This window comes from Nonomuraea sp. B208, from assembly GCF_057536035.1.
On sequence record NZ_BAAJOU010000021.1, the window covers coordinates 182,521 to 209,415 of the forward strand.

33 protein-coding genes are annotated in these 26,895 nt (G+C 70.7%); 24 read left to right on the plus strand and 9 right to left on the minus strand.

Translation table 11 applies throughout. The annotated features are described in order from the left end of the window. Positions 1-11: 11 nt before the first annotated feature. The 15 genes from AC27IY_RS17725 to AC27IY_RS17795 all read left to right on the plus strand — a co-directional run bounded on the left by AC27IY_RS17725 (position 12) and on the right by AC27IY_RS17795 (position 12,554). Positions 12-419, plus strand: coding sequence for a minor capsid protein (locus AC27IY_RS17725; RefSeq protein ID WP_487178580.1), 408 nt, complete (start codon positions 12-14; stop codon positions 417-419). Continuing rightward, positions 416-874, plus strand: coding sequence for a phage tail tube protein (locus AC27IY_RS17730; RefSeq protein ID WP_487178581.1), 459 nt, complete (start codon positions 416-418; stop codon positions 872-874). Before AC27IY_RS17725 ends, AC27IY_RS17730 begins: the two co-directional genes overlap by 4 nt. A 1-nt stretch (position 875) precedes the next feature. Next, positions 876-1,370 (plus strand): hypothetical protein, encoded by a 495-nt coding sequence (locus AC27IY_RS17735; protein ID WP_487178582.1) that lies wholly within the window; start codon positions 876-878, stop codon positions 1,368-1,370. A gap of 143 nt (positions 1,371-1,513) precedes the next feature. Continuing rightward, positions 1,514-4,540: a hypothetical protein gene (locus AC27IY_RS17740; protein WP_487178583.1), complete on the plus strand. Its 3,027-nt coding sequence runs from the start codon at positions 1,514-1,516 to the stop codon at positions 4,538-4,540. A gap of 8 nt (positions 4,541-4,548) precedes the next feature. Beyond that, a complete protein-coding gene (locus tag AC27IY_RS17745; RefSeq protein ID WP_487178584.1) occupies positions 4,549-4,800 on the plus strand; it encodes a hypothetical protein in 252 nt (83 codons plus the stop codon). Further along, on the plus strand, positions 4,797-5,267 hold the full coding sequence (locus AC27IY_RS17750) for a hypothetical protein (RefSeq protein WP_487178585.1): 471 nt from the start codon (positions 4,797-4,799) through the stop codon (positions 5,265-5,267). The genes AC27IY_RS17745 and AC27IY_RS17750 overlap by 4 nt, the downstream gene beginning before the upstream one ends. A gap of 1 nt (position 5,268) precedes the next feature. Further along, positions 5,269-5,700 carry a hypothetical protein gene (locus AC27IY_RS17755; RefSeq protein ID WP_487178586.1) on the plus strand — a complete coding sequence of 144 codons (432 nt, stop codon included), beginning with the start codon at positions 5,269-5,271 and terminating at the stop codon, positions 5,698-5,700. Positions 5,701-5,767: 67 nt separating this feature from the next. Beyond that, a complete protein-coding gene (locus AC27IY_RS17760; protein ID WP_487178587.1) occupies positions 5,768-7,618 on the plus strand; it encodes a phage distal tail protein in 1,851 nt (616 codons plus the stop codon). Positions 7,619-7,630: 12 nt separating this feature from the next. Continuing rightward, complete coding sequence (locus tag AC27IY_RS17765; protein WP_487178588.1) at positions 7,631-9,478, plus strand: hypothetical protein; 1,848 nt, start codon at positions 7,631-7,633, stop codon at positions 9,476-9,478. Then, on the plus strand, positions 9,478-9,891 hold the full coding sequence (locus AC27IY_RS17770; protein WP_487176801.1) for a hypothetical protein: 414 nt from the start codon (positions 9,478-9,480) through the stop codon (positions 9,889-9,891). The genes AC27IY_RS17765 and AC27IY_RS17770 overlap by 1 nt, the downstream gene beginning before the upstream one ends. Before the next feature lie 112 nt (positions 9,892-10,003). Then, positions 10,004-10,273 carry a hypothetical protein gene (locus tag AC27IY_RS17775; protein ID WP_487178589.1) on the plus strand — a complete coding sequence of 90 codons (270 nt, stop codon included), beginning with the start codon at positions 10,004-10,006 and terminating at the stop codon, positions 10,271-10,273. 2 nt (positions 10,274-10,275) lie between these two features. Continuing rightward, on the plus strand, positions 10,276-11,013 hold the full coding sequence (locus tag AC27IY_RS17780; protein WP_487178590.1) for a peptidoglycan recognition protein family protein: 738 nt from the start codon (positions 10,276-10,278) through the stop codon (positions 11,011-11,013). Positions 11,014-11,024: 11 nt separating this feature from the next. After that, positions 11,025-11,417: a hypothetical protein gene (locus AC27IY_RS17785; protein ID WP_487178591.1), complete on the plus strand. Its 393-nt coding sequence runs from the start codon at positions 11,025-11,027 to the stop codon at positions 11,415-11,417. A gap of 68 nt (positions 11,418-11,485) precedes the next feature. Next, the gene (locus AC27IY_RS17790) at positions 11,486-11,788 is read left to right on the plus strand and encodes a hypothetical protein (RefSeq protein ID WP_487178592.1); all 303 of its coding nucleotides are present in this window, start codon (positions 11,486-11,488) and stop codon (positions 11,786-11,788) included. 130 nt (positions 11,789-11,918) lie between these two features. Continuing rightward, the gene (locus tag AC27IY_RS17795; RefSeq protein WP_487178593.1) at positions 11,919-12,554 is read left to right on the plus strand and encodes an Rv1352/Rv1906c domain-containing protein; all 636 of its coding nucleotides are present in this window, start codon (positions 11,919-11,921) and stop codon (positions 12,552-12,554) included. A gap of 214 nt (positions 12,555-12,768) precedes the next feature. Here AC27IY_RS17795 and AC27IY_RS17800 read toward each other — a convergent pair whose 3' ends face one another. From AC27IY_RS17800 to AC27IY_RS17825, 6 genes are all read right to left on the minus strand, one after another. Beyond that, positions 12,769-14,769 carry a hypothetical protein gene (locus tag AC27IY_RS17800; protein WP_487178594.1) on the minus strand — a complete coding sequence of 667 codons (2,001 nt, stop codon included), beginning with the start codon at positions 14,767-14,769 and terminating at the stop codon, positions 12,769-12,771. Continuing rightward, positions 14,757-15,110 (minus strand): hypothetical protein, encoded by a 354-nt coding sequence (locus AC27IY_RS17805; RefSeq protein ID WP_487178595.1) that lies wholly within the window; start codon positions 15,108-15,110, stop codon positions 14,757-14,759. Before AC27IY_RS17805 ends, AC27IY_RS17800 begins: the two co-directional genes overlap by 13 nt. Continuing rightward, positions 15,110-15,346, minus strand: a complete 237-nt coding sequence (locus AC27IY_RS17810) for a hypothetical protein (RefSeq protein WP_487178597.1) — start codon at positions 15,344-15,346, stop codon at positions 15,110-15,112. Before AC27IY_RS17810 ends, AC27IY_RS17805 begins: the two co-directional genes overlap by 1 nt. Further along, positions 15,343-16,386 carry a hypothetical protein gene (locus tag AC27IY_RS17815; protein ID WP_487178598.1) on the minus strand — a complete coding sequence of 348 codons (1,044 nt, stop codon included), beginning with the start codon at positions 16,384-16,386 and terminating at the stop codon, positions 15,343-15,345. The genes AC27IY_RS17810 and AC27IY_RS17815 overlap by 4 nt, the downstream gene beginning before the upstream one ends. A 220-nt stretch (positions 16,387-16,606) precedes the next feature. Then, the gene (locus AC27IY_RS17820; protein ID WP_487178599.1) at positions 16,607-16,936 is read right to left on the minus strand and encodes a hypothetical protein; all 330 of its coding nucleotides are present in this window, start codon (positions 16,934-16,936) and stop codon (positions 16,607-16,609) included. Continuing rightward, complete coding sequence (locus AC27IY_RS17825) at positions 16,933-17,178, minus strand: hypothetical protein (RefSeq protein WP_487178600.1); 246 nt, start codon at positions 17,176-17,178, stop codon at positions 16,933-16,935. Before AC27IY_RS17825 ends, AC27IY_RS17820 begins: the two co-directional genes overlap by 4 nt. Before the next feature lie 162 nt (positions 17,179-17,340). On the opposite strand from AC27IY_RS17825, the gene AC27IY_RS17830 reads away from it, so the two are divergent. The 8 genes from AC27IY_RS17830 to AC27IY_RS17865 all read left to right on the plus strand — a co-directional run bounded on the left by AC27IY_RS17830 (position 17,341) and on the right by AC27IY_RS17865 (position 23,169). Then, the gene (locus AC27IY_RS17830; RefSeq protein WP_487178601.1) at positions 17,341-17,631 is read left to right on the plus strand and encodes a GntR family transcriptional regulator; all 291 of its coding nucleotides are present in this window, start codon (positions 17,341-17,343) and stop codon (positions 17,629-17,631) included. Positions 17,632-17,759: 128 nt separating this feature from the next. Beyond that, positions 17,760-17,999, plus strand: a complete 240-nt coding sequence (locus tag AC27IY_RS17835; protein WP_487178602.1) for a winged helix-turn-helix domain-containing protein — start codon at positions 17,760-17,762, stop codon at positions 17,997-17,999. 327 nt (positions 18,000-18,326) lie between these two features. Further along, positions 18,327-19,640 (plus strand): sensor histidine kinase, encoded by a 1,314-nt coding sequence (locus AC27IY_RS17840; RefSeq protein WP_487178603.1) that lies wholly within the window; start codon positions 18,327-18,329, stop codon positions 19,638-19,640. Then, the gene (locus tag AC27IY_RS17845) at positions 19,637-20,275 is read left to right on the plus strand and encodes a response regulator (protein ID WP_423452037.1); all 639 of its coding nucleotides are present in this window, start codon (positions 19,637-19,639) and stop codon (positions 20,273-20,275) included. Before AC27IY_RS17840 ends, AC27IY_RS17845 begins: the two co-directional genes overlap by 4 nt. Positions 20,276-20,293: 18 nt before the next feature. Further along, a complete protein-coding gene (locus tag AC27IY_RS17850) occupies positions 20,294-20,656 on the plus strand; it encodes a hypothetical protein (RefSeq protein ID WP_344213792.1) in 363 nt (120 codons plus the stop codon). Between the two features lie 10 nt (positions 20,657-20,666). Continuing rightward, positions 20,667-21,404, plus strand: a complete 738-nt coding sequence (locus tag AC27IY_RS17855) for a prolipoprotein diacylglyceryl transferase (RefSeq protein ID WP_423477511.1) — start codon at positions 20,667-20,669, stop codon at positions 21,402-21,404. After that, on the plus strand, positions 21,401-22,921 hold the full coding sequence (locus tag AC27IY_RS17860; protein WP_487178604.1) for a radical SAM protein: 1,521 nt from the start codon (positions 21,401-21,403) through the stop codon (positions 22,919-22,921). The genes AC27IY_RS17855 and AC27IY_RS17860 overlap by 4 nt, the downstream gene beginning before the upstream one ends. Continuing rightward, positions 22,918-23,169 (plus strand): hypothetical protein, encoded by a 252-nt coding sequence (locus AC27IY_RS17865; protein ID WP_329588231.1) that lies wholly within the window; start codon positions 22,918-22,920, stop codon positions 23,167-23,169. Before AC27IY_RS17860 ends, AC27IY_RS17865 begins: the two co-directional genes overlap by 4 nt. Here AC27IY_RS17865 and AC27IY_RS17870 read toward each other — a convergent pair. From AC27IY_RS17870 to AC27IY_RS17880, 3 genes are read right to left on the minus strand one after another with little or no spacing between them, the layout of a single operon-like run. Beyond that, positions 23,159-24,376: a hypothetical protein gene (locus tag AC27IY_RS17870; RefSeq protein ID WP_487178605.1), complete on the minus strand. Its 1,218-nt coding sequence runs from the start codon at positions 24,374-24,376 to the stop codon at positions 23,159-23,161. The genes AC27IY_RS17865 and AC27IY_RS17870 overlap by 11 nt on opposite strands. Further along, positions 24,373-24,840 carry a SigE family RNA polymerase sigma factor gene (locus AC27IY_RS17875; protein ID WP_344213782.1) on the minus strand — a complete coding sequence of 156 codons (468 nt, stop codon included), beginning with the start codon at positions 24,838-24,840 and terminating at the stop codon, positions 24,373-24,375. The genes AC27IY_RS17870 and AC27IY_RS17875 overlap by 4 nt, the downstream gene beginning before the upstream one ends. 46 nt (positions 24,841-24,886) lie before the next feature. Further along, a complete protein-coding gene (locus AC27IY_RS17880; protein WP_242374063.1) occupies positions 24,887-25,345 on the minus strand; it encodes a MaoC family dehydratase in 459 nt (152 codons plus the stop codon). A 290-nt stretch (positions 25,346-25,635) separates the two neighbouring features. On the opposite strand from AC27IY_RS17880, the gene AC27IY_RS17885 reads away from it, so the two are divergent. Beyond that, entirely contained in the window at positions 25,636-26,817 is a 1,182-nt protein-coding gene (locus AC27IY_RS17885) for an ATP-binding protein (protein ID WP_091081101.1), read from the plus strand. The last annotated feature ends 78 nt before the right edge of the window (positions 26,818-26,895 follow it).

Here is a 26,895-nt window from a genome sequence, read left to right on the forward strand (position 1 = left end):
GGGTGGCGTCTGTGACCCTGCTGGAAGAACTGGCCGCCCTCCTCGACCAGCTCAACCTGGACGTCGGCCCGCGCTTCCTCCTCAAGATGCCCGCGTCGCCGGACCGGTGCGTGGTCCTGGCCCGCTACGCCGGCGGCGAATCCGCGCTGGCCGACAACTACGACGAGCCGCGTGTGCAGCTGCGCGTCCGCGGGCCCGCCACCGATGTCCGCACCGCCGAACGGGACGCCGAGCTGCTGTACGACCGGCTGAACGGTCTCGGCACGATGACGCTCCCCGGCGGGACGTGGCTGCAGCTCGCCGTCGCCATCCAGTCCGGCCCGGTTTTCATCGGCCTCGACGCCAACCAACGCCCCGAATACGTGATCAACCTCCGCTGCGATGTCAGCCGGACCAGCACGAACAGGAGTAACCCGTGACCCAGCGGAAGATCAACGCGAGAGACATCATCCTCGAAGTCGAAACCTCCACCACGGACACGTGGATCGGCATCGAGAACCTCGCCTCCGTCACCTTCAACCGTGGCGAGAACGAGGAGACGGCCGACACCACGGATTACGACTCGGAGGGCGCGTACGAGCAGGAGATCATGCAGCGCGGCGCCAGCATGGCCCTGGCTGGCCTGGAGCTGCGCGACGACTCCACCGGCGCCCTGCAGCCCGGCCGCGCCCGCGTCGAGGAGATGGCGGGCGAGGACAAGCTCGGCTCTGACAGCCTGGGGCGGGTCCGGTTCCGGCACCCGACCTCGACCACCTGGCGCATCTGGAACTGCACGTTCAGCCTGGGCGAGTCCGGCGGGGAAACCAACGCCAAGTCCGCCTGGGCGGCCACCATCACCAAGTCGGGCCTGTCGTCCACCGCGTCGGTGTCCTGACATGTCGAGCACCGAGCCACTCGACACCCCCAACGACGAAGAGGCGTGGGACGCGTTCTGGGCCGCCCAGATGCGCCGGGAGGCGGCCGAGCAGGGCCGCCCCCACACCCAGACGATCCGCGGCGTGCAGGTGGTCGTCCCGGCCGACCTGCCGCTCATGTTCGAGCAGAAGCTCGACGCGCTCAAGGGCAGCGACACCGAAGGGTTCAAGCAGCTCGTCGGCGCCCTCTTCGGCACCGACGTGCTCGACGCCTGGGTCGCGGCCGGGATGGGCGACCGGGAGTTCGAGGTCGTGTTCGCGTGGGGGTACGCCAACGGTCGAGGGAAGCCCACCAGCTTCGCCGAGGCGTACGAGCTCGTGAAGGCGCGTGACGGTGCGGGAAAAGCGCCCGCGACGCCTACGGGGAGGACCGGCGGATCCGGCGGCTCTGGTGGGCGATCGAAGCCGACTTCCGCCGCGAATACCGCCTCACCCCGGCGCAGATCGCCGCGCTGACCTACCGCGAGTTCGGCGTCCTCCTCGCCGGCCTCTCCCCGAACGCCGTCTACCGGCTGATCGTCCAGTCCGAGCCCGTCGAACTGGCGGGCGACGCGGCGGCCGACTTCCTCGAAACAGCCTGACCAGAGAGGCGGTGGCGCGTGTCTCTCACCGTCGGCGAGCTCGTCGCCTACCTCGACGCGGACGACCGCGGCTTCGACTCCGGCCTGGACCGGGCCGAACGCCGGTTGAACCGGCTCGACTCGGTCACCACGAACACGACCGGCCGCATCGAATCGACCGTGTCGTCCGCGTTCGCGCGGGTCGCCGACAACATCTCCAAGGGGATGGACCCGGACGCCGCCCTCGCCGACATGTCCCGCCTCCTCGACGGCGTCGAGAAGGCGATGGCGGACGTCGAGCGGGCTGCCGGGGACGGCGGGCAGCGCGCCGGGCAGGCGGCCGGAGACGGCTTCTGGCGCGGCGCCGACGGCCGTCTCCGCGACGCCAAGGGCCGCCTTGCGAAGGAAGGCGAGGGCCTGTTCGAACCGCTCGCCGACGGCGCGGTCAAAGCTGGCAGCGCCGTCGGGAAGGCGTTCGACGGCGCCTTGTCGGTGATCGGCGACCTCGGCCCCGCGAAGGTGGGGTTGCTGGCGGCGGCGGTCGCCGCCCTGCCCGGCGTGGCGTCCGTCGCCTCGGCCGGGATCGTGGCGGCGGTGGGCGGCGCCCTCCTCGCCGTCGGCATCAAGTCCGCGGCCGGCGCGGACCGGGTACGCAAGGCGTGGTCCGACCTCGGCCAGGAGCTCAAGGGCGAGCTGGCGGACGCCGCCAAGCCTCTCGAAGGCAGCCTGGTCCGGGCGGCCGACGTGGCCGAGCGGGCGTTCGACCGGCTCAAGCCCGCCCTGAAGAGGATCTTCAAGGATCTGGTGCCCGACGTCGACCACTTCGTCGAAATGGCGGGGCAGGCGCTCGGCGGGCTCGGGCCCACCTTGGAGCGGCTCGGCGACTCCTTCGGCGACGTGCTGTCGTCGCTGGGCGACCGCATGCCGAAGATCATCGGCAACATCTCCGACGCGCTCGACACCTTCGGCGACATTCTGGACGAAGACCCCCAGATGCTCGCCAACCTGATCACCGACGCCACCGAGCTGCTGAAGGTCGGCGCCGAAGTCCTCTCATGGGCGGACGAGATCAAGGTCGCGTTCTCGGCGCCGCTCGGCCCCGCCGGATCGCAGGCCGGGACGGACTACTTCTTCCGCCAGCTGTTCGGCGGCACCCCGGAGGAGATCGCGGCCGGGATGGAGGAGCTTCCCGGCGTGCTCGACCGGATGAAGGTCGCCGCCGGCGCAGGCGCGGCCGCCATCGCCAACGTGGGCGACAACGGCAACGACGCCGCCTCCGGCGTACGGAACTTCTCCGACGCGCTGGAGGAGCTGTTCGATCCGGCCGCAGCCGCCTTGGATGCGGAGATCCGGCTGAAGGAGGCGATCAGCGAGTCGGCGAAGGCCGCCAAGGACAGCAAGCTGTCCACCGTCGACCGGCTCAAGAGCGTCCAGGACCTGACCGGCGCGATCGCCCTTTCGGCGCAGGCCGAGCACGACCAGACCGGAAAAACCACCGAGGCCAGCAAGGCCTTCGCTGACCAGCTGCCCACCCTGATCGACCTCGCCGGGAAGAACGATGCCGCCCGCGACGCCGTGACCGGGCTCGGCAACAGCCTCGGCGTGACGGTGAAGAAGACCGACGACGGCAAGGTCGCCATCGACAAGTTCGGCAAGGCCGTCGTAACCCTGCCGAACGGCAAGACGGTGAAGGTCGACGCCGAAACGGCGAAGGCGTTGTCGGGGCTGGAGTCGACGAAGCGCAAGGTCGACGACGTCAAGGACAAGAAGGTCAAGGTCGACGCCGAGACCAAGCAGGCCGTGGCCGAGGTCGGCAAGGTCACGTCCAAGCTGAACGGGCTGAAGGGCGACGGGCAGAAGGCCGGCGCCGATCTCGGGTCCGGGCTCGTCGCCGGGATCAAAAGCATGATCGGGCAGGCGGCCGAGGCCGCGCGCGGTCTGGCCAACTCTGCCCTCCAGGCCGCGAAGAACCTGCTCGGCATCCACTCCCCGTCCACCGCCATGGCCGAGGTCGGCAAGTGGACCGTCCAAGGCCTCATCCAGGGGCTGCAGTCCGAGGAGGGGCGGGCGGTCGACACCGTCAAGCGGATGGTCGACCAGATCAAGACCGCATTCGCGAGCACGCCCGACGCCAAGGACCACCTGCTCGCCTTCGTCTCCAAGGGCAACGACAGCTTGGCGGCGCTGGCGAAGCAGCGGGAGGACCTGGTCGCCCGCCTGGCGGCGGCGAAGGAGTACGCGAAGCAGGTCGCCGGCGACGCGAAGGAGTGGGCCTCCATCACGGGCCTTTCCGAGGACGAGCTCAATTCGGGTGATTTCTCCGGCGCGTTGAAGGACCGGGCGCAGTCGATCAAGGACTTTGCGAACGACATCCAGACCTTGGCTCGGCGCGGCCTGAACAAGGAGACGTTGCGGCAGATCATCGACGCCGGGGTGGAGGGCGGCGCGTCCATCGCGGAGATGCTGGTCGGCGCTCCAGGCTCTGAGATCAAGGCGATCAACAAGGCGCAGGCGCAGATCGACAAGATGTCGAAGCAGCTCGGCAAGTCCGGCGCGGACGCCCTCTATGACGTGGGGAAGAAGGCCGGGGACGGCTACCTGAAGGGTCTGCAGGACAGTCTGGCGAAGCTGGACAAGGAGATGACGAAGATCGTCAACGCCTTGGTGAAGGCGATCAAGCGCGAACTCAAGATCAAAAGCCCGTCGCAGGTGATGGCGGACATCGGCGCCGACACCGTCGCCGGACTCGCCGTCGGCATCACCGACAGCACCGACCAGGCCGTCACCGCCATCCAAGCTGTAGCCGCCAACGTCGCCTCCGCCGCGGCGGGCAGCCTTGCCGGGTCCATGCCCACCGCAGCCAGCGGAGGCTCCGTCACCGCCGTCTCCGGCAAGCAGGCCGGGTCTGCTGACCTGCACTTCGGCGGCGGCGGCATCGACTACAAGCAGCAGGCCGGGGGCGGGACCAGCGTGGTCGTCAACATGCCGAACGCCACCATCCGCGAAGACGCCGACGTCAACAAGCTCGGCAACGAGTTCGGCTGGCAGGTCAACGCCTACGGATAGGAGCCCGCATGTCTCTGATCGTCCCCGCCAGCCAGGCCGACCTCAACGATCTGAAACGCCGGCTGGCCGAGCGCGGCCTCGGCACGCCGTCCACCCGCGACCGCGTCCTCGGCTACCGGGACGCGCGCGGCCGGCCCGCCCAGGTGCGCGTCGACCAGCTCGGCAACCTGGTGCAGGAGCGCTGGGACGGCCAGGACGCGATCGTGTTCATGCCCCACCTGAAGGTGCGGTGGCGGACCATCACCACGGAGGAACGATGAACGGACTTGGGCTGCCCACACCGCAGCCGAGCATCCGCGAACTGGAAGCCCAGCTCGCCATGACGCGCGCCTGCCAGCCCATCGAGCAGGAGAACATCGAGGCGAAGCAGGCGTACCGGGAGGCCCTGGAGAGCGGCGACCAGGAGGCGATCGCCGCGGCTAAGGAGCGCAAGCAGGCGGCGGCCGACCGGATCAACGAGACCCGCACGTGGCTGCGCAGGGAGGCGCGGATCGCCTACCTGCAGTCGTACCTCGCCGGGTCGGAGAACAGTAAGCGCCCGGACGTCGAGCTGTGCCACGCCATGCAGAAGGAGCTCGACCAGCTGGAGGCCGAGGCCGCGCCGCTGCGCGAGCTGCTCGGCGCGGTTCCGCAGCCGGGCCCGCCCGTCATCGTCGAAGACGGCGCCGCCTCGGTGGACTTGCCGACCGTGAAGGCGCAGGCCAAGACGATGAAGGGCGGCAAGTGACATGGCTTCTGGTCTGTACGTGGTCACCTACCAGGACGTCCTCGACACCACACAGTTGGCGCTGGACCTGGATCTGGAGACGCATAAGTTCGCGCTCTACACCTCCAGCAGGACGCCGAACTACAACTCGGACTCCGCCTACGCCACCACGAACGAGATCAGCGGCACCGGCTACACGGCGGGCGGCAAGGTCGTCACCGGCACCGCCCTCAGCCTTCCCGGCGCCGGCGTCCTCAAGTACTCCTCGGACGCCGTCTCCTGGCCGTCCAGCACCCTGTCCGGGGTGCGGATCGTCGACATGTACGCCGACGCCCTCACAGGCAACAACCTGATCATGGGCATCGACCTGACGACCGACTACAACACCGCCAACGGCACCCTGCTGCTCACCCCGCACGCCAACGGCCTTTTCACGATCGACTTCACCCCCTGACCTGCCGCAACACCGCGCCGCCGCCACCCCTCCGTGGCGGCTCTTCTCGTTGAAGGGGGTGTAAGCCTTGGCGATCACCCTGCACGCCTCCAGCCCGGCGCTCGTCACCACGACCGCCAACGGCACGCTGGCCACCGGCACCTTCTCCCCGCCGGCGAACAGCTTCCTGGTTGCGATGGTGTCGGCGCTCGACGACTCCACCAACGGCCCCACCGTGACCAGCGGCGGCGGCCTGACATGGACGCGGCGCGTCACCCGCGGCACCAGCGGCGACGGCACCCGCACCCAGATCTGGACGGCTCCGTGCGCGGCCGGAGCATCCAACATCACCGTCACCCTCGCCAGCGCGGGCGTTTTCGGCGGCGTGGTATTCGCCAGCGCCATGAAGGTCGACGTGTTCACCGACGTCGACCTCGCCTCGCCGGTCGGCGCGACCGGGCAGAATTCCTCCACATCCGCCTCGGTCAACGTGACCGGCTACTCCAGTACGGCTGCCGGGTCGCGCGGCGTGATCGCGGCGTCGGATACCGCCGTGACCGGCCTGCCGTCGTCCTCGGACGACGAGTCCGCGTTCGACATGTCCAACCTGTCCGGCCTGTTCGCGCGCAAGGCGGCCAACACCGCCACCTCCGGCAGCAACGTCACCTTCAACCTGGTCAGCGGCGGAGCCTCCCCCGAATGGGAGTGGGTTGCCCTCGAACTCAAACCGGGCGCGTCCGACGCCTCCGCTACCCTCGCCACCGTCACCGCCACCACAACCGTCCCCGCACCGGACGCCGGCGCAGGCGCAGGCCCGGAACCCGCCACCGTCACCGCCACCACCACGGCCCCGGCCCCGACCGCGCAAGGCGACGCCAACGCCACCCCGGCCACCGTCACCGCCACCGTGGCGGTGCCCGCCCCGGCGGTCACCACCGACTCGGCCACCGTCGTCGACCTGTCCACCGTCACCGGCACGGCGGCGGTCCCGGCCCCGGCCGTCACCACCGACATCAGCCTCACCGTCGGCCCCGTCGAAGCAGCGGTCACGGTGTGGCCGCTCGACGTCGTCGCCGAATTCGACGCCTCCGCCGTCCTCCCGCACGTCGCCGTCACCGTCGAGGCGTCCGGTGTGGTCGCCTCCGTGCCGCCGCTGCCCGGCGACCAACTCGACGGACAGCCTGGCCAGATCGAGTTCGGCGGCTTCGTGCTCGGCCGCGGGACCCCGTACAGGTGGAAGACCCTCACCGGGTGGCGGGGCAAACCGCCGATCGACTCCGGCAACGTGCCCAGGTCGTCCCGGCACGGGTCGTGGGCGGGCCGGCCGCTGCTGCAGGAGCGGGTCATCACCTGGACCGGGCTGCTGCGCGCCCCCCGAGCCGACGTGGAAGCGGCGGTGACCGCGCTGGAACTGGCGCTGCCCGTCTACTCAGACGAACGCCCTACGCCGCTCGTCATCAACGACCTCGGCACCCCGTACCTGATCTACGGCCGGATCGACCGCGACCCACTCGTCGTCGACCAGCAGCTCCGGCTCGGCCTCGGCCAGCTCAGCCTGCAATGGGTGTGCTCCGACCCGCGCCGCTACAACCTGCTCGCGACCGGCGTCACCGTCCCCGCCGGCGGCCAGGAAACGATCAGCAACGGCGGCAACATCGAAACCCATCCGCTGCTGGTCGTGCACGGCCCGGCCGCCGACCCTCCGAGCGTGCTGAACGCGACCACGAACAAGCTGGTCGAGTTCAACGTCACCCTCGCCGACGGCCAGACCCTGGTCATCGACTGTGATCTCGGTAACGCCACCATCGACGGCGAGTCCGTGATGGGGCAGCTCGCCGGCGGCGCGGTGCATCCGACCGACTTCGTGCTCGACCGCGGCGGCAACGTCATCTCGGCCACGGCGGAGACGGACGTGCTGTACCGGGACGCCTGGGCGTAAGGGGGTGCGGCTGTGACCATCTCCGCCCGCTCCTACTCCGGCGGCGCTGCCGGTGTCGATTCGTCCGTGCACATTGACCGGCCCAGCCCGGCCCCGCTGCCCGGCGACCAGCTGTGGGCGGTGTGGACCGGCTACTCCGGCGGCGGCGGCGACGGCGTCACCTCGCCCGGCTTCACGGAGATTTACGAGTTCGAGCCCGACGAGTTCGGGGCCGCGTTCAAGATTCTCCGCCGGATCGCCACCGTCGCCGAGCCTTCCGGCTACACGTTCACGCTGCCGTCCGGCGGCAACGTGCACCTGATCTGCGTGCATGAGGCGTCGCCGACGGTGCCGGCCCGGATCGCCACCATGGTCGCCGAGGACAACGGATCCCGCACCCCGTCCGTCACCCCCGCCTCCGGCAACCATCTGGAGATCCGGGTCGCCTCGTTCTTGAACGTCGCGTTCCCGTCCGTCGAGTGGGGGGCGCCGGCCGGGTACGTGCTGCGCGGCAGCCTGGACACGAGCATCGTCTGCTCCGCCGTCGCCACCCGCACCATCGCCTCGTCGGCCCCGTCCGGGGTGCAGACGTTCGCACGCGACTCCGGCAACATCACCCTCACCTCGACCGGGTTGACCATCAGCATCCCGGCCGCCGACCTGGAGCCGGAAACCCCTCCGCCGCCACCGTTCACCCCGGCGGCCGGTACGGCCGACTTCCAGTACGTGTTCCGGCGCATGCTGGACCGCGCCTATCTCGGCCATCTTGACCTGTCCGGCGTGTCGTTCGAGCGGCGCACATCCAGCGTGGGGGCGTTCTCCGCCAGCTTGCCGATCACGTCGTCGGCGATCGGCGACCAGGTGGACGCGATCATCCCCCGCGACCGCACCCAGCTCAATCGCGGGCCCGGGGTGATCGTGTGCGAGATCTTGCACAAGGGCGACTACTGGGGCGAGTACTGGATCACCGGGTACACGCTGCGCAAGGACCGCCGTCAAGCCCCGGTCCTGCAGCTGCGCGGCTCCACCTTGGAGGCGTACCCGCAGCACGTCCGGATCCGGGACACCCTCGACTTCACCGGGTCGGGCGCGGCCGACCAGTTCGAGATCCTCCGCCAGCTGCTCATCACGATGCAGGCCCGGCCGCACGCCAACCTCGGCCTCATCCTCCCGTCCGGGGATTCCGGGCAGGTGCGGGAACGGCTGTACGAGGGCAAGGACCGGACCCCGTTCGGGCAGCGCATCCAAGAGTTGGGTGATGTCATCGACGGGTTCGAGTGGACGTTCGACACCATCACCGGCGCGGCCGGACTGGACCGGGTTGTGCGGGCTGGCTCGCCCACGATCGGCGACCCCGACGCCGGCCACGTGTTCGGCATGGGGTCGGGCGGCGGCGACATCATCGCCTGGGGGTACGAGGTCGACGCCCTCAAGGGCGGCACCGTGTGGGAAGCCAGAGGCGACACCCCCGACACCGAAGGCGACGCGTCGGTGTCGGCCGAACCGCTCACCTCAGCCTTGTACGAGGCGACCGACCACCTGGAGGCGGGCTGGCCCGCCATCGAACGCCTCATCGACCGGCCAGGCGTGAAGCTCCAAGAGACCCTGGAGGAGTGGGCGCAGGGCTGGGCCGCCCGCAAATCGGGCGCGGTCACCGTGTTCAGCGTGACGATCGCGATCGGCGAAAACCCGTCATTCACGCCGAACAACCTGGGCGACACCGTCCGCGTGGTCATGTCGGACGAGTATCACAAGCGGACCGGCACCGGCGCCGGGTTGAACGCCCGCCACCGCGTGATCGGGACGCGGGTCCTCCCCGTCGGCCGCGACCAGGGCAAGGCCGAGATGGAGCTCATCGTCGAATCGTCGGAGGTGACCTGATGGACCGTGACCAACGCCCGGCGAATCCGATGCAGGACCTGCGGGACCTGCAGCGCGACGTGGCGCAGGCGCTCGGGCCGGGTGGCCGGGAAGCGCTCACGAAGGCGTCGAAGGGCTGGATCCTGCCGCCAATGGACGCCCCCGACCCTCCCGAGGAAGGCGTGCACCTGTTCACCGGCATGGACAGCAGCCCGTACGTCATCGACTCTTCCGGCACGATCACCCGGCTGACAGGCCAGGTAGCGCCAAACGTCACCGGGCTGACGGCCACCACAGGGACAGCGGGCGCGATCATCGACGACGTCGGCGCCACCTACAACCGCACCACCTTGAACAACAATTTCCGGTCGCTGACAGAGAAGGTCAACGCGATCTTGGCCGCGTTGAAGGCCAGCGACCAGATGGAGCACTGAGCCTGGCCGCCCGCGCGGGGCCTGGATGCGCGCCCCGACCTGGGAGGCGCGGGCGGCCACCCCTTCCATATCGCGGCGCGCTGCCGCGTCCCTCGACGATCGGAGCGCACCCTTGCCTCTCGACCCGCTCGGCCCCGTCACGATCGGAGCACGCGAAATCTACGACCAGCTCCTGGCCACGGACCGCAAAGTCGACGGCATCCGGGGCGAGGTCGCCCAGGTTGCCCAGGCGCACGGCGAGCTGACCAAGGACCTGGCGGACCATGAGGCCCGCATCCGAGCCCTGGAACGGGGGCGCTGGCCGCTCCCCTCGCTCGCCGTCCTCCTGTCGCTGGCCGGGTTCGTGCTGGCGCTCATCACCTTCCTGGCGAAGGGAGCGTGACCGTGGCCGAGCTCGTTACCCGAGCCGCCTGGGGCGCCCGCGCGCCCTCGCAGGCGCTGACCCGGATCGCCTCCACCCGGGGCGTGAAAGTGCACTACACGGGCGGCCACGTCAGCCCGGCGATCCTGGACGACCACACCCGCTGCATCGCCCTCGTGCGCAGCATTCAGCGGATGCACATGGCGGGCGGCCGGGAACGGCCCTACTCGGACATCGGCTACAGCCTCGTTGCCTGCCCGCACCGGAAGGTGTTCGTCGGCCGCGGCCCGCACATCCTGCCCGCCGCCAACGGCCCCGGCCTCAACAGCGACCACTACGCGGTGCTCGCCCTCCTCGGCAACAGCGGCTTCACCCAGCCGAACGACGACCTTCTGCACGCGATCGTCGACTCGATCGAACACCTGCGCGCGCACGGCGACGCCGGGCGTGAGGTGAAGTGCCACCGCGACGGCTACGCCACCGACTGCCCCGGCGGCCCGCTGACGGCGTGGGTACGCCGCGGAGCACCACGGCCGGGCGCGACGAAGCCGGCCAAGGCGCGGCTGCCGGAGCTCAAGCCCGGCGACCGCTCCGAGCACGTGGTGACGCTGCGCAAGAAGCTCGGCGCCGCCAACCAGACCAGTCCCGTGTACGACCCGACCGACCCGGACCTCGCCGCCCTCATCGAGGCGTTCAAGGCCCGGCACAAGCTCGGCGGCGGCCCCGCATGGACGGCCGCCTGCTGGGATGCCCTCAACTGATCGGAGAACCCGTGAGAAAGCCCCTCGTCGTCCTCGCCGCCGCCCTCCTGGTGCTCGGCGGCGGTGCCGCCGGCGCGATGGCGTCGGCCGCGTGGACCGAGCCCGCGAAGGCGTACGGCGGCTGCGTCTCCAAGACCACCGGCTACGTCCGCATCCTCGAGCGCAACGCCCTCTCCAAGAGCGTGAACGGCGCCTGCAAGTCCACCGAGCGCAAGGTCACCTTCTACAGTCGGTCCGGCGTCGACGCGCTCGTGAAGCCGCTCAAGGGCTTCGAGATCAGCCTCGATGGCGTCACCGCCACCTGCAAGCCAAACGGCACGTCCAAGGCGGGCCTGCCCCGGTTCGCCTGCGTCAAGGTCGCCCCGACCTCGAGCCCGTCCCCCACCGTCTCTCCGGTGTCCTGACCCTCGAGGGTCAGCGCTTCCCCGGCCCTCGAGGGTTAACCCCATCACCGTCTCCCTTGGAGGCACCCATGTCCCTGTCCGACTGGCTCGTGTCCTGGCTGCGCACCAACGTCGCCGCCTGGATCCCCGCCCTCGCCGCCTGGCTCGCCTCCTACGGGATCGAGCTGCCCGTCGAGCCCTCCTCCGTCGCCATCGTGTCGCTCGCCATCTCCGCCTACTACACGCTCGTACGCCTCCTGGAGGCGCGCTGGCCCGCCGCCGGCGTCCTCCTCGGATGGCGGGCCGCACCTTCCTACAGCGCGGCCACGGCGGCGCATACGCCCGGCTATCACCCGGGCGTGCACTCCGACCGGAACATCACTGGTCTGTGAGCACAAGACGGCCCCCGTCTCCTCCCATCGCGGAGGGGGCGGGGGCCGTTCTTCGTCATGCCGTCAACCGGATTGCAAGGGCTGCGCGTCACCCTTGATGCCCCCATCCCCGGAGCCCCTGGAGCCCCGTATGCGCCCCCTCTTATCCGCCGCCACCCTCGCGCTCGCCCTCGCCGGGTGCGGCCTCCCAGCGGTCCGCCAGGTCGCTCCCGCTACCCCAGAAGCCGTCACCTCCAGCAAGACGCCGACAGCGTCGACGGAGCCGAAACGCACCCGGGCAGAAGCCGCCTACCTTCAAGCCCTGTACGACGCGCTCGACGACGAGTTGGAGAAGGGCGACCGACTCAACGAAGAGTCCTACCTGGAGGACGGGCGGGAAGCCTGCTACCAGGTGGAGGACGAGGAGCCGGTCAGGGCGGTGATGGCGGTGCAGGACGCTGTCACGACGTCGGAGTCGAACCGGGACGTGTACCGGGCGGCGTTGACAAAGCTGTGCCCGAAGGAGAAGCGGGTATGGCGGTGGGTGTCCACCGGGTTCGGCGACGGCGAGTACACGGTCGGCAAGGACATCCGGCCAGGCACATACCGCACCATGGCCCGGCCGCTGACCGACTGCTACTGGGAGCGGAGCACGGCGGCCGGCGGCATCATCGCCAACCAGCTCGTCACCAACGCGCCCAAGGGTGCCACGGTGACGCTGGCGCGCGGGGAGGGGTTCACCGCGCGGGACTGCGGGCCATGGATCCCGGTCCGGCCGGGAGGGTAGCGTCGAGGGTGCGGCGCCCGGTGCGTGGGGAAGCGACCCGGGCGCCGCCGCGCGCGTACGGCTGCGCGTGGGATGCACGGTCGCACCCATTTTTGATCTTGGTCGGGGTGTCAGGAGGTGTCACCACGCGGGTGTCACAGGGTGTCGTGACAGGTGTCACGACGCTCCGGCCAGTAGAAGCCCGCGCGTGACACCCCCGCCCCTGTCACGACTGTCACACCCCGGCAGGCTCACCGGCGAGCACGTCAGCCCGCAAGATCCGGTAGCAGCGGCGCTCGTCATCCCGCTCGATCACCCCGTCATCGGCCAGGAGGTTGAGCTGGCCGATGAACCACGCCCGCGACAGGCCGGTCCGCTCCCGCACGGGCCGGAGGTCCTTCGTCGCGAACTCCTCCCGGCCCTCGCGCACCCAGGCGGCCAGCTGCGCCAGGAGCACGCCGCGCGCCTCACCAGCCTCCATCCGCGGCCCATTCCGGGCCGGGAACTTGGCGTCGTCGGCCGCCTCGATCGGGTCGTCGATCCCGGCCTGCAACTCCGGCGACGGATCCTCCGTCTTCACCTTCGACGCCACGCTCTCCTCCTCGCCGTCCTGGCCGCCGTCGTCGAGGCCGGCCGCCGCTTCCGGGCCGTAGTTGGCGGCGATGATGGCGGTGAACTCGTCGACGTCCTTCGCCGCGGCGGGCCAGGCGTCGGCGTGCGCCCGCATCCGGGCGTTGGCCTCCTGGTCGTTCTCGCCCCAGTCCCACGAGCGCAGCGCCATCGCGATCCGCTCCTCCGGGATGGACGGCGCGTCGAGGTAGGCCATGCCGGGCTGCTTCTGCGCCCACATCTCCGGCCGCGCCCCGGCCTCGCGCTGCGCTTCCGACAGCCCGAACTTGGCGTCCGAGGCGGACTCCACGCCGAGACACATCTTGGCGAGCTGGCCGCGCGCGATCGTCGGCATCTGCGTGTAGTCGCTGCGCTGGAGGCTGAGCACGACCGTGCCGCCCGCGCTCCTGATGGCCTTCAGCATCGACAGGAACTCCTCCTGCTCCTTCTCCGGCAGCGCGTCGATGATGTCGGGGCACTCCTCCAGCCAGACGATCCAGTAGGTGAGCCCGCACCCGGGCACCCACTTCTGGTAGCCGTGCTTCGATAGCCAGGCGGTCCGGGCCGGGAGCTGGGCCTGGATGTCGCGCAGCATCGCCCGCGCGCCGGCCGCGGTGTACTCGACGCGGTGCAGGCCGCGCTCGAGCGGGCCGAGCGTTTGGTCGGCCTTGGTGATGTCGGCGGCGAAGACGGCGGCGTCGAACCGGGTCATCACCTCGGCCAGGATGTTCCAGCAGGCGCCGATGGACTTGCCCGACCCGGACATGCCCATGATCTGCACGTGGTGGCCGTGCAGCACGTACTCGACGATGTCGAGGTCCTGCCACAATCCGAGCCGGAGCGGCTCCCCGATGCTGCCTCCCGGCCGGGACGGGCCGGGCCACGGGATCCGGTTCTTCAAGACCCTCGGGTCGCTGATCGTCACCTTGGCCTTGGAGGCGTCGTCGGGGTCGAGCGACACGGTGATGCTGCCCGGCGGGAGTCGCATCCCGGACTCGACGTACGGCACCCGCTTCTGCAGGTCCTCCGCGGTCGCCCGCCCCTCCTCCAACTGCACCGACGCCGCGGTCTTGTGCTCGCCCCGCGCGGTGGTGGTGGCGTCCGCCGCGATCCCGGCCCGCTCCGCCCCTTGGCCGAACAGCGCCTTCAGCGGGTCGGCCGCGAGCTGGGCCCCGTCGACGCCCTTCCGGCGCAGCGCGGCCCGGATGTTCCACGAGATGACGATCGTCAGCCCGCCGACCAGCGCGGCCCGGCCGGTCACCGCCGTCCAGGGGCTGTTGATGGTGGCGGCGCACGCCCAGAAGCCGACGAGCGCCGTGGTGGCCGTCGAGTGCAGTCGGCCGCCGACACTGCGAGCGTGCGACTGCCACCAGGTGACCCCGGTCAGGACGAGCACCGCGGCGGCCATCAGGAACATGGTCCAGCCGATGATTTCCGGGTCGTCGGAGCGGAGGGTCACGTACAGGACGCAGGCCAGCCCGTAGATGAGGGGTGAGAGGATCCACGGCCGGGCGTAGACGACGGCGATGCCGACCTCGCGGGCGGCGACCCGCTCGAACGACGACTCGACCACCTCGCCGTCGACCGGGGCGGGGCTGGTCCTGGCGCGGGCCATCACCACTCCCACCGGCGTTGAGGCTTCTCCTCCGGCTTGATCAGCTCCGAGAACTGCTTGCGGTATTCGAGGTTGAGCTTGACGGCCTCGACGGCGATCCAGGACGCCATCTCTGACATGCGCTCCAGCCGCTTTGCTACCCGCCGGGCGCGCAGTTTGACGTCGATCCCGAACGCGAGCGGATGGCCTCGGCCGAGCTCGCACAGCACGCCGTACAGGTCGTCTCCGGCGCCCTCGAACTCCTGGGAGAGGGCGCGGGTGTGGTTGCGGGCGTGCAGCGCGTACGACGCTACCGACTCGCTGCCGTCGAATTCGATGGCGTCGAGCCCGGCCACGTCCTTCTGCGCAGCCATCAGACCTCCTCCCACGTCTCGCGCAGGGCGGCCCGTACCCGGCGCAGGACGACGGCAAGCCGCGGCGTGCCGAGCCAGGCGGCGAGGATCGCGTCGACGGCGCCGGCGGCGAGCACGGCCAGATGGCCGAGCCAGGCGGTCAGGTAGACGATCCGCGCGGCCAGGAGAGCGATCGCCTGGCGGGTGGCGCGGGCCCGGCCGCCCGGCTTGGTGGTGACGACGTACACGGTCCTCATGCCGCCGCCTCCGTACGGGCGTCCGTACGGAACAGGGCCGTACGGGCTTCCCGTACACGCTTCTCCGTCCACGACCGCGACCGCCCCGACCGGGCCATCAGCGCCTCATAGTCCGGGCCCCACGTCTCGCCCCGCTCGGCCGCGGCCAGGATCTCCTCGCGCAGCTCGGCGACGAACGCCTCCCGCTCGGCAGGCGCCGGTACGGGCTCCGTACGGGCGCGTCCGGGCTGGTAGGTGAACATGCGCCGGATGGTCCGTACGGCCTGCGCGGGCGCGTCGCCGGCGCGGGCGAAGGTGAAGGCGCGGACGTGCCGTACGGTCCGTACGGGTTCCGTACGCGGGCGGGGCTGGAAGGAGATGACCTTGCCGGGGCGGGCGGGCGCGGGCGCGGCCTGCTCGGCGGTGCGGGGCACCGTACGGATGATGAAGCGCTGCCGTACGGGCGCCGTACGGGCCGCCGGGAGCGGCGCAGTGTTGTCCCGTACGGCGGCCTGCTCGTACGCCCGGTGTACGGCGTCGGTGATGCGGTGCTTCAAGTCCGTGATCGCCTCGGCCGCGCAGAATACGATCACGGGCGGCACGCTGTGCAGGAGGATGGCGGCCGGGTCGAGCGCCGTCCACGAGCTCCACGTGTTCATCGCGTACGTGAGGGCGAGGGCGGTCCACTTGGTGCGGCGGATCCACGGCCCAGCCTGAATCTGGTGGCGGGCGATCACCTGCTCGCCGAGCAGGGTGCCGAGCAGGATGAGGGACACGGTCGGGTCGAGCAGCCATGCCACCGCCCACGGGATCGACCACGGGGCGGCGCCGGCGGCAGCGAACTGCTGGACGTTGGCGGCGGTGAACGCGAGCCCGGCGATGATGCCGGCCCACATGAGCCGGTCGACGCGGGCGCGCATCCGCTCGACCTTGTAGGCGATCACGTCGGGGTTGGTGTCGTAGGCGCGCACCTCGGCGGCGGCCTGGGCGGCCTGGGCGAGCTTCTCGGCGGCGGTCAGCTTCCGCTTTCGGGATCTTCCGGACAGGGGTAGCGCGGGCATCCGCGCCGTCATAGCGTTCGCCATGGTGCAGGACTCCAAGGTTGGATTGGTGTCTTGGGCTGAAGACCCCGGCCGGCGTTGGCGCGCTGGCCGGGCCTTCTTCATTTCAGGGGGTTGTTGGTGCCGCCCCCGGCCGCTTCGCAGCGGGCGCCAGGTCGATGGTCTGGCGGCGCGAAGCATGCCCGGGGGCGGCGGTCCCGGCCGGCGGCGGCCGGGAGTCTCAAGCGGTCCGGCGGCGGCGCTCCTCCACGATCTCGGCCGCCGTCTTCCCGCACTTGTGCTCGACGAACCACTTCCGACCGTCGGCGGCCTTCTGCCCATCCCACTGGGCGACGACCTCGTTGGGGGCGTCGATCGGCGGCGGCACGGTCGCCGGCCGAGGCTGGGCCCGCCACACCATCGCGCCACCGTACGACGGCGACCAGAACGAGAAATCCCCGCCGACGACCGGCGTTGTGTCGAGCTCGATTCGATGCCCGGTCCCGAACAGGTGCGCGCCGATGACGTCCGCGCCGCATTCCCGGCGGCAGGGTTTGCGCGGCCCGTTCACGACAGATCACCGGTCGTGAACCGGACCTCGCCGGTCAGGGGGCGGGCCCAGGCGGCGGTGATGCGGAGGATCGCACCGCAGATCTCGGCGTGCTCCAGGTTGTTGGCGGTCAGCGTGTCGCCGGTCACGTTGTGCTTGATCCTGATGAGGCCGCCGTCGTCGAGCGTGACGGCGCATCCGGGGATCAGCGGCTGTCCGTCGGGGGGTTGGGGGGATTGTGCGGGGCCCGTAGGCTGTCCCATATGCGCACCTCCAGCGTGCGTAGGGCCCGTGCAGCGTTCGCCGCGCTGCCGGGCCCGACTCATGTTCGGGCAACGTCCTTGGGAAACACCATAGGACCTCTTAAGACCTCCCGGAAGGTAGTCATTCGTCAGCGCAGGTCACAGGGCCAATAGCGTGCGATCATGGCGTTGGACGATCGCAGGGACCGCATCGCACACCAGGGCGCGAGACTCGTCTGGCAGCAGGTGGCCGACGACATCGAAGCCGACATCGTCTCAGGCCGGCTCACGCCCGGCGCCAAACTGCCGAACGAGCGGGAGATGGCGGAGGCGCAGTACGGCGTCGCCAGGGTGACGGTCCGCCGCGCGGTGAAAGACCTCGCCGAGCGCGGGCTGCTCGTCGTCGTGCACGGCCGCGGAACCTTCGTCGCCGAGCACCAGACCGCGCATAGCGACGGAGGAGGCGAAGAGTAGAGAAGGCCGATGCGGGTGGTGCCGCACCGGCCTCGCAGACCGCTCTACCCCACTTCATCCGTACCTATGCGCGCGCATGCGTACGGCCGACCACCGGCCCCCCGTCATGATCACCTACGCTCCCGCATATGGAATTCCGGGACGACCTGCCGCGCTGGCAGCAAATAGCCAGCGCCATTCGCAAAAGGATCGACAAAGGCGAATACAAGCCCGGTCGTCTCATCTCCGAGAATGCGCTCATGCAAGAGTTCGGAGTCGCCAGAAATACCGCTAGAAAAGCTGTTGCCAGCCTGCGCGAAAAAGGCTACCTGTATACGCGCCCGAACCTGGGTTCGTTCGTCGGGCCGGAGCCCGAGGACGAGGACTAACGGTGCTGTTCGCGTCGCCTGCTCGTGTGTGACCTGCGGTTTCGTGTCGCGCGATGATCGCTTTTTAAGCTTCTGATTCTGTTCGTACGGTGCTTCCCGGAGTCCTGCTCAAACGGGTGGTCGTACGCTGCTATACGGGAGATAATCCGTAGTCAGATGCTCTATCCATTGAGCTACGGCCGCTCGCTGCGTAAGCAAGCATAGCGGGTTTCGGAGAGTGCCTCGAACCATAAACCGCGATCTCATGTCCGCCGTCCAGGTTCACGCAGGTCGCGGGCGTACGAAGGGGGTGATCCCGGAATGGCGGCGGGGTGGTGGGATGGAGGGATGAGGCGGACGGTGTGGGGGGCCGGGCTGGCGTTCGCGATGGGGGTGTTGCTCATCGCGGCGGGGTCGCGGCTTGAGCGGGGCGTGCCGGAGTGGGTGCTGGTGGTGCCGTTGGGCGTCGCGTGTGCCGGGGTGCTGGTACGGCGGCGGGCCCCGGTCGTCTGCCTGGGGCTCGGGGTGGTGGCGGTCGGGCTGGACGCGGTGGTGGGGCCGTCGCTGGGGACCGTGCTGGTGTTCACCGACAACCTGTACGCGGCCGCCCTGTACGGGTCGGCCCGGCTGGCCCGCGGGCTGCTGATGGTGACGGCGGTGCTGGCGATCGGGGCCGGGGCCGGGGCGGGGTTCTGGGCGGCGGACTGGCGGCTGCCGGCGGTCATCGGGGTGCAGGCGTCGCTGGTGCTGGTGACGCCCGTGCTGACCGCCCTCCTGATCCGCGAGCAGCGGGATCGGGCGGCGGTCGAGCGCGTACGGGCCGAGCAGGTGGCGCGGCTGGCGGAGCTCGACCGGCGGGCGGCCATCGCCGCGGAGCGGACGCGGATGGCGCGTGAGCTGCACGACCTGATCGCCAACCATTTCAGCGCCATCGCCATCCAGTCCACGGCGGCGCTGTCGCGGACGGATCTCGATGCGGGGACGGTACGGAAGATCATGGAGTCCGTACGGGAGAACAGCGTGGAAGGGCTGGCGGAGATGCGGACCATCATCGGGCTGCTCAGGGAGGAGGACGCACTCCCGGGGAGCGAGGATGAGGAGCGGCCTGGGGGCGAGGCCGTGCGGCTGCGGCTGGCCGAGGTGGAGGTGCTGGTGGAGCGGGTCGTGGCGGCGGGCATGGCGGGCTCGTTGCGGGTCGAGGGGACCGTACGGGAGGTGCCCGCGGCCGTCGACCTCGCGGGTTACCGGATCGTGCAGGAGGCGCTGACCAACGCGCTCAAGCACGGCGAGTCGCCGGTCGAGGTGGTGGTCTCGTACGAGGTGGGCCGGGTGGTCCTGCGGGTGTGGAACGCGGCGGGCGGCGAGCGGCGGGCGCTGCCCGGGGCCGGGGCCGGGCTGGTGGGGATGCGGGAGCGGGCCGCGCTGGTGGGCGGGTCCTTCGAGGCCGGTCCGTCCCCGGCCGGTCCGTTCGAGGCAGGTCCGTCCTCGGCGGGCTCGTTCATGGCCGGCCCGTCCCCGGCCGGCCCGTCCGAGGCCGGGCCGGGCTGGGAGGTGGTGGCGGTGCTGCCGACCGAGGAGCGCGGCCCCGCGGCCGCGGAAGGTATGAGCGGCCTGTCGTCGCAGGTCGTCGGCCTGGTGTTCCCGCGAGGAGCCGCCTCATGACCCCGCCCGTACGCGTGCTCGTGGCCGACGACCACGCCGCCGTCCGCGCCGGCATCGTGCTGATCCTCGACGGAGTCCAGGACATCGAGGTCGTCGGCGAGGCCGGCGACGGGGAACGGGCCGTGGCCATGGCCCGCGAGCTGCGGCCGGACGTCGTGCTCATGGACGTCCGCATGCCGCGCCTCGACGGCATCTCGGCCACCCGCGAGCTGGCGGGGGTGAGCGACGTGCTGATCCTGACGACGTTCGACCTCGACGAGTACGTCTTCGGCGCCCTCCGCGCGGGCGCGGCCGGGTTCCTGCTGAAGGACACCGACGCCGAGTCGCTGGTCGAGGCGGTACGCGTGGTCGCCCGCGGCGACGGCCTCATCTCCCCGTCCGTGACCCGCAAGCTGATCTCCGCCTTCGCGGAGAGGAGCCGCGGGCCCCGGCCGAGGGAGCGGGCGCCCGAGGGCCTGACGCCCCGCGAGCGCGAGGTCCTGGCCTGCATCGCCCGCGGCCTGTCGAACGCCGAGATCGCCAAGGAGCTGGACATGGCGGAGGCGACGACGAAGACGCACGTCAGCCGCCTGCTGAACAAGCTCGGGCTGAAGAGCCGCGTCCAGGCGGCCATTCACTACTCAGAGAGCACTTAGGACCGTAATGTGAGCGGGGTGAACATGCCTCCGCCCCCACCACCCCCACCGCCGCCGTTCCCGCCGCCCCCGCCGCAGGGGCAGGGGCCGGAGCCGCGGAACACCGGGGTGATCGTCGGGCTGGCGTTCGCGGGGCTCTTCGGCTATATCGTCATCAACTTCTTCGTCGGCCTCGTGGCCATCAGCGTGGCGCACACGGCGGCGATCGCGGTGGCCGCCGGCTTCCTGGCGCTGCTGGGGCTCGGGGTCGGGGTGACGTTCCTGCTGCTGCGCAAGTCCTGGTCGATCGGGCTGGGGCTCGGGCTGATGATGGGGTGGGCCCTGGTGTCGATCGTGTCCGCGGGTTACTGCACCGGGCTCAACCCCGGCATGTACACCTGACGACCCGCCGATGCCCCCCTACCATGAGATCTTCGTCGGCCTCGGCGTGCTGGCGGCGTCCGTCGTGTTCGTACGTGAGGCCCGCCGCAGAGGCGCGCTGAACGAGCACTCCCTCATCGCCGTGACCGGCGCGCTCGTCGGCGGCGCGATCGGCATGCGGCTCGCGGGCTGGCTGGAGACCCTCGACCTCAAGGACCTCTGGCTGTACGGCTCCCGCAGCATCCTCGGCGGCCTCACCGGCGCCTACGTCGGCGTCCTCGTCGCCAAGAAGATCAGCGGCTACCGCGAGCGCACCGGCGACCTGTTCGCCCCGGCCGTCGCGCTCGGCATGGCGATCGGCCGCATCGGCTGCCACCTCACCGAGGCTCCCGGACGTCCCACGAGCCTGCCCTGGGGCGTGCACGCCCCGCCGACGACCCCCGACTGCCCCGGCTGCCTGACCGGCGCGGCCATGCACCCGTCGTTCCTGTACGAGATCGCCTTCCAGCTCGCCGCGTTCGCCGCGCTCATGTGGGCGCGCGAGCGGCTGACCCGACCGGGGGAGCTGTTCACCCTCTACCTGGCCGGGTACGCCGCCTTCCGCTTCCTGGTGGAGTTCACCCGGGCGAACGAGACCCTGTGGCTCGGCCTGACCGGACCCCAATGCTTCCTGGCGATCGGCCTGCCGCTGCTCGCGGTCCGGGTGACGATCGGCTACCGGCGCGGCTACTACGATCCACTCATCTCCCCTCGAAAGGTCACGTCATGAGCGCAGGGATGAGCCTCCGGGGCGACCGCATCCTCAGGTACGTCAACGCCTTCTGTCCCCACTGCCACGGCCGTGACCTGGACCGGATCGAGCGGCTGAGCGGCTATCTCGCCGAGCGCGACGGCAAGGTGTGGCTGGAGCGCGGCTGCCGCGAGCACGGCTTCATCCGCACCCTGTACGACGAGGACCCGGAGATCCTCGCGTACCTGGAGGAATGGACCGCTCCCACCAAGCAGCACATCCCGGACGTCCAGGGCAACTTCGCGCCGATCCCGCTCGCCTACCTCGACGGCCTCCCCGAGATGCAGACCCAGCACACCTGCATCCTCCTGGAGGACATCGCCGAGACCTGCAACCTGCGCTGCCCCACCTGCTTCGCCGACAGCTCGCCCGACCTGTCCGGCGTCGTCCCCGTCCCCGACGTGCTCGCCAACGTGGACCAGCGGCTCGCCCGCGAGAACGGCAAGCTCGATGTGCTCATGCTGAGCGGCGGCGAGCCCACCCTCCACCCCGAGCTGAAGACGCTGCTCGCCGAGCTGACCGCGCGCCCGATCACCCGCATCCTCGTCAACACCAACGGCGTGCTCGTCGCCAGGGACGACTCCCTCCTCGACCTGCTCACCGAGCACCGGGAACGGGTGGAGGTCTACCTCCAGTACGACGGCGTCTCGGCCGAGGCGTCCAGGCACCACCGCGGCGGCGACCTGCGTCAGCTCAAGGCCCAGGCGCTGGCCCGCCTGTCCGAGCGGGAGATCTTCACCACGCTCGTCATGACGGCCGCCCTCGGCGTCAACGACGGGGAGATCGGCGACGTCGTACGCCTCGCGCTCGACACCCCGTACGTCGGCGGCGTCTCCCTGCAGCCCCAGTTCGGCTCGGGCAGGTCGGGCGTCATCGACCCGATGGACCGGCTCACCCACACCGGGGTGCTCAAGCGCCTCGGCCCGCAGACGGACGGCCTGGTGACCTGGCGCGACCTCACCGCCCTGCCCTGCTCGCACCCGCACTGCTGCTCTGTCGGCTACCTCCTGCGCGACGACGCCGGCCAGTGGCGCTCGCTGACGGCGCTCATCGGCCACGACCGGCTCAAGGCGAACCTCGGCCTGGTCTCCAACCGCATCGCCGACAGCGAGATCCCGCGCGAGCTGCGGCTCGCCGTACAGGAGTCGCTGCTCGGCCTGCTGTCGGAGCAGTCGTCGCTGTCGCATCCCCAGGTCGGCGACCTGTGGCGCAACATCTGCGAGAACTGCGACCTCGGCATCTCCACCCTGCTCACCCTCGCCTCCTCGGCCCTGCCGGGGCGGCGGCGGAAGCTGCGCCGCATGCTGGCCGAGCGGGTGGTGCGGATCACGGTCAAGCCGTTCATGGACGTCTCCACGATGATCGAGGAACGCCTCACGCAGTGCTGCGTGCACGTCGGCACCCGTGAGGGCGAACGCGACCAGTGCGCGCCGTTCTGCGCCGTCCAGGCGTGGCCGCAGCTGTCCCGGCAGCGCCTGTCGCTGGTGGCCCGATGAGCGCGCAGCCGGAGGGCAGGGCACCGTACGATCCGCTGCGGCTGTGCGTGTACGCCACCGTCGCGCTGCTGGCGTGGCTGCTCGGGCCGTGGGCGGTGCTGGGGTTCGCGGCGCTGGGGTTCGCCGGCTACTGGAAGGCGCGGCGGGCCGGGCTGACCCGGAGCAAGTGCCTGCTCCGGGACACCCGGCTGGTGCTGGCCTACCTGGGACTGCTGGCCGCCGTCGCGGTCGTGGCGATCATCGTGTGAGTGCCAGCAGGTTGAGCACCGTCCACTCCTTCCGGCCGAGGGTCGTCGGCGCGCACGTCTTCTCGGCGCACGTCGCGGGAGGCTGCACGTCCGCGTCCCAGTTGAAAATGGTCTCGGAGGGACTGTTCGAGATCAAGAGCCGCCTTGTGCCGAGCCCGGTCGTCGTGCCGGTCTCCAGGTCGTGAAGGACCGCGAGCGCCCCTTCTCCGGCCTGCGACGACGACGGTGCGGCGAGCACGTACCGGTCGGCGTAGGGCGGGCGGGGCCAGGACATGCGCAGCTCGGGCAGCGTCCTGCGGCCGGTCCCGTCCACGCGCTGGACCAGCAGCCGGCCGTTCAGCTCCCCGGCGCACCAGCGCGGCCCGCACCGCAGGGACCGCGTTCCCTTCGGCACCCGTACGTCGAAGGAACGGCCGGTCTCCAGGTTGACGACCTGGTCCTGGTTGGCGTACACGTTCCGGCCGAGGCGCGCCGCCCACGGCCAGGAGGTCAGCCTGAGCCCGTCGCCGCCGGGCAGCCGCGACGGAGTCCCCCCGGTCAGCGGCACCCGGTGGACGTCGCCCTTCCAGGGAGACCAGACGAGGGAGTCGTCCGTGACCCCGAGCACCGCCACGTCGCCGGAGGTCGTGGCCACGCGGGTGGCCGTCCCGCCGGTGCGCGGCACGGCCCAGAAGGTCGTGGTGCCGCCGGTCGTGGCATACCAGGCGACGTGCCCTGGGCCGGCCGTCACGCCGTCCGGCCCGTCCTTGCCCTCGACGGCCGGGACCTGGGCGAGCGTCTTCGTCGTACGGCGGGTCATGTCGTACACGTCCAGCCGGGACGGCTTCCCCTCGGCCGGCGCGGCCACGAGCAGCAGCACCTCGGTCGGGCTCAGCCCGGTCACCGGCAGGATCCGCGCCCCGCCCGCGGTCCTGGCCGGCACCTTGGCCACGGCCTGCGGCCATCGCTTCTCCACCTGCGGCCACTGCTCCTCGATCTGCGTCCACTGCTCGTCGGCGCGTTGCTCGGAGCCGGACGACGTGACGGACAGGGCCGCCGTGGTGCCGCCCGCGACCGCCACCGCCGCGACGGCCGCGAGCGCCATCCGCACCCGCTGCCGGATCCGGCGCGCGTGCCGCCGGGCGGCCACGCCCCGCGCGAGGTCCACCTGCTCGACCTGGTCGGCTGCGGTGCGCAGGGTGCGGATCAGGTCCTGTTCGCCTCTCATCGTGCCTCCTGCAGCACTCGCTTGATCCGGAGCTTGTCCAGGGCGCGGGCGGCCTGGCTGCGTACGGTGCCGCGGGAGACGCCGAGGAGGTCGGCGATCTCCTGGTCGGACAGGTCCTCGTAGTAGCGCAGCACGAGCACGGCCCGCTGTCTGCGGGGGAGTCGCTGGAGTTCGGCCCACAGGTCGGCGTCGCCGTAACGGTCGTGGGCGCCGTGGTCGGGGACGGTGGCGACCAGGCTCTCCCTGCGCCGCCTGCGCCAGGACCTGATGTGCAGCCGGACCATCGTCGTGCGGACGTACCCCTCGGGGTCGTCTTTGTTGCGCACGCGGGTCCAGGCGTCGCCGAGGCGGGCCAGAGCCTCCTGTACGAGGTCGGCCGCGTCCTCGGAGTTGCCGGACAGCACGTAGCCGTACCGGAGGAGGGCGTCGCCCCGGGCCCGGACGAACTCGTCGAAATCTTCCACGAACCCAGGGAGCGACTGAAGGGCTTTACTGTTGCACGTGAAACGCCTACTCGGCGGGGACGTACAGCGAGAGGGTCTCGGCGACGCAGGCGGGGCGCTTCTCGCCCTCGATCTCGATCGTCATCTTCAGGTTGGACAGGTAGCCGGCCGGGGTGCCCTTGACGTCGGTGAGCTCGCCGACGGCCCGGATGCGCGCGCCCACCGGCACCGGGCGCGGGAAGCGGACCTTGTTGAGGCCGTAGTTGACGCCCATGGCGATGCCCTCGACCTTGACCAGCGAGAACATGAACGACGGCAGCAGCGACAGCGTCAGGTAGCCGTGCGCGATGGTGCCGCCGAACGGCCCCTCCTTGGCCCGTTCCACGTCCACGTGGATCCACTGGTGGTCGTCGGTGGCGTCGGCGAAGGTGTTGACCTGATCCTGGGTGACGGTGCGCCACTCGGTGGGACCGAAGGTCTCGCCGACGGCCGCCTTGAGCTCCTGAACGTTCGCGAAGGTCCGCATGACGCGAAACGCTATTCCCCGGCCGCTCCGGCTGCCAAGTCGGCCGGGAGCAAGTCGGCCGGCCGTCCGCGCGGCGCCGCGACCGTTGCGAAGATCTTTACCCGAAAACCATCGCATAGGTGTTCGAGTCCGCGCTACAGTCTTGGGAGCGGCAATCGAACAAGGGTTCGGCCTGGTGAGAGGGGGTGTGTCCGATGGCGGTGCTCGCGCCACCCCGCGCCCGGACACGCCGTAGCACTTTCTTCCCAAATCTAAGACGGCCGCTATATCCGGCAATAAAGTCCGAGAGCGTGGACCCTGTGCGAAACCCCTACGCTCCCGGCGCGGGACAGCGTCCCCCGGAGCTCGCCGGCCGTGACCGAGAGCTGCAGCAGTTCGAGGTGGTGCTCGAACGCGTCGCCCGTGGCCGTCCCGAGCGCAGCATGGTCGTCACCGGGCTGCGCGGCGTCGGCAAGACCGTGCTGCTCAACACGTTCAAGTCCATGGCCATGCAGCGGCTGTGGGGCACGGGCAAGATCGAGGCCCGGCCCGACCAGTCGATCCGGCGGCCCGTGGCGGCCGCCCTGCACATGGCCATCCGCGAGCTCGCGCCGCGTCACCGCGCGCCCGAGCGCATTGAGGAGTTCCTCGGGGTGCTCAAGGCGTTCGCGATGCGCGACCCGGCCGCGGCCAAGGGCACCTCGCACTGGTCGCCCGGCATCGAGGTGCCCGCCAGCCGCGGGCGCGCCGATTCGGGCGACCTGGAGATCGACCTCACCGAGCTGTTCGTCGACGCCGCGAGCGTGGCGACCGACCTCGCGGTCGGCATCGCGCTGTTCATCGACGAGATGCAGGACGTCCCGGCGTCCGACGTCTCGGCGCTCTGCGCGGCCTGCCACGAGCTGTCGCAGTCGGGCGGCCCGCTCATCGTCGTCGGCGCGGGGCTGCCCCACCTGCCGAGCGTGCTGTCGGCCAGCAAGAGCTATTCCGAGCGCCTCTTCCGCTACGCGCGCATCGACAAGCTCGACCGGGAGGCGGCCGACCTCGCGCTGATCCTGCCCGCCCGCGAGGAGGAGGTGGAGTTCACCCGCGAAGCCCTCGACGCCCTCTACGAGGCCGCCGACGGCTATCCCTACTTCGTCCAGGCGTACGGCAAGGTCGCCTGGGACCTCGCGCCGCGCACCCCGATCACGCTCGACGACGTCAAGGTCTCCGCGCCCGAGGCCGAGGAGGAGCTCGCGGTCGGCTTCTTCGGCAGCCGCTACGAGCGCGCCACCCCCGCCGAGCGCGACTACATGCACGCCATGGCGCAGATCGGCGACGAGCCGGTCGCCACCGCCGAGGTCGCCGAGGCCCTCGGCCGCAAGCCGTCCAGTCTGTCGCCCGCCCGCGACAGCCTGATCAAGAAAGGGCTGATCTACAGCGCCGAACGCGGGTTGATCGCGTTCACGGTGCCGCATTTCGGCAGATTCCTGCGCGCCCAGCCGGTGTGAGCCGGGCACGCTCCTAGTCCTCTATTGGGCTGTCTAGAGGGGAAGCTAGATAGCCCAATAGAGTCATATCCGCATGGC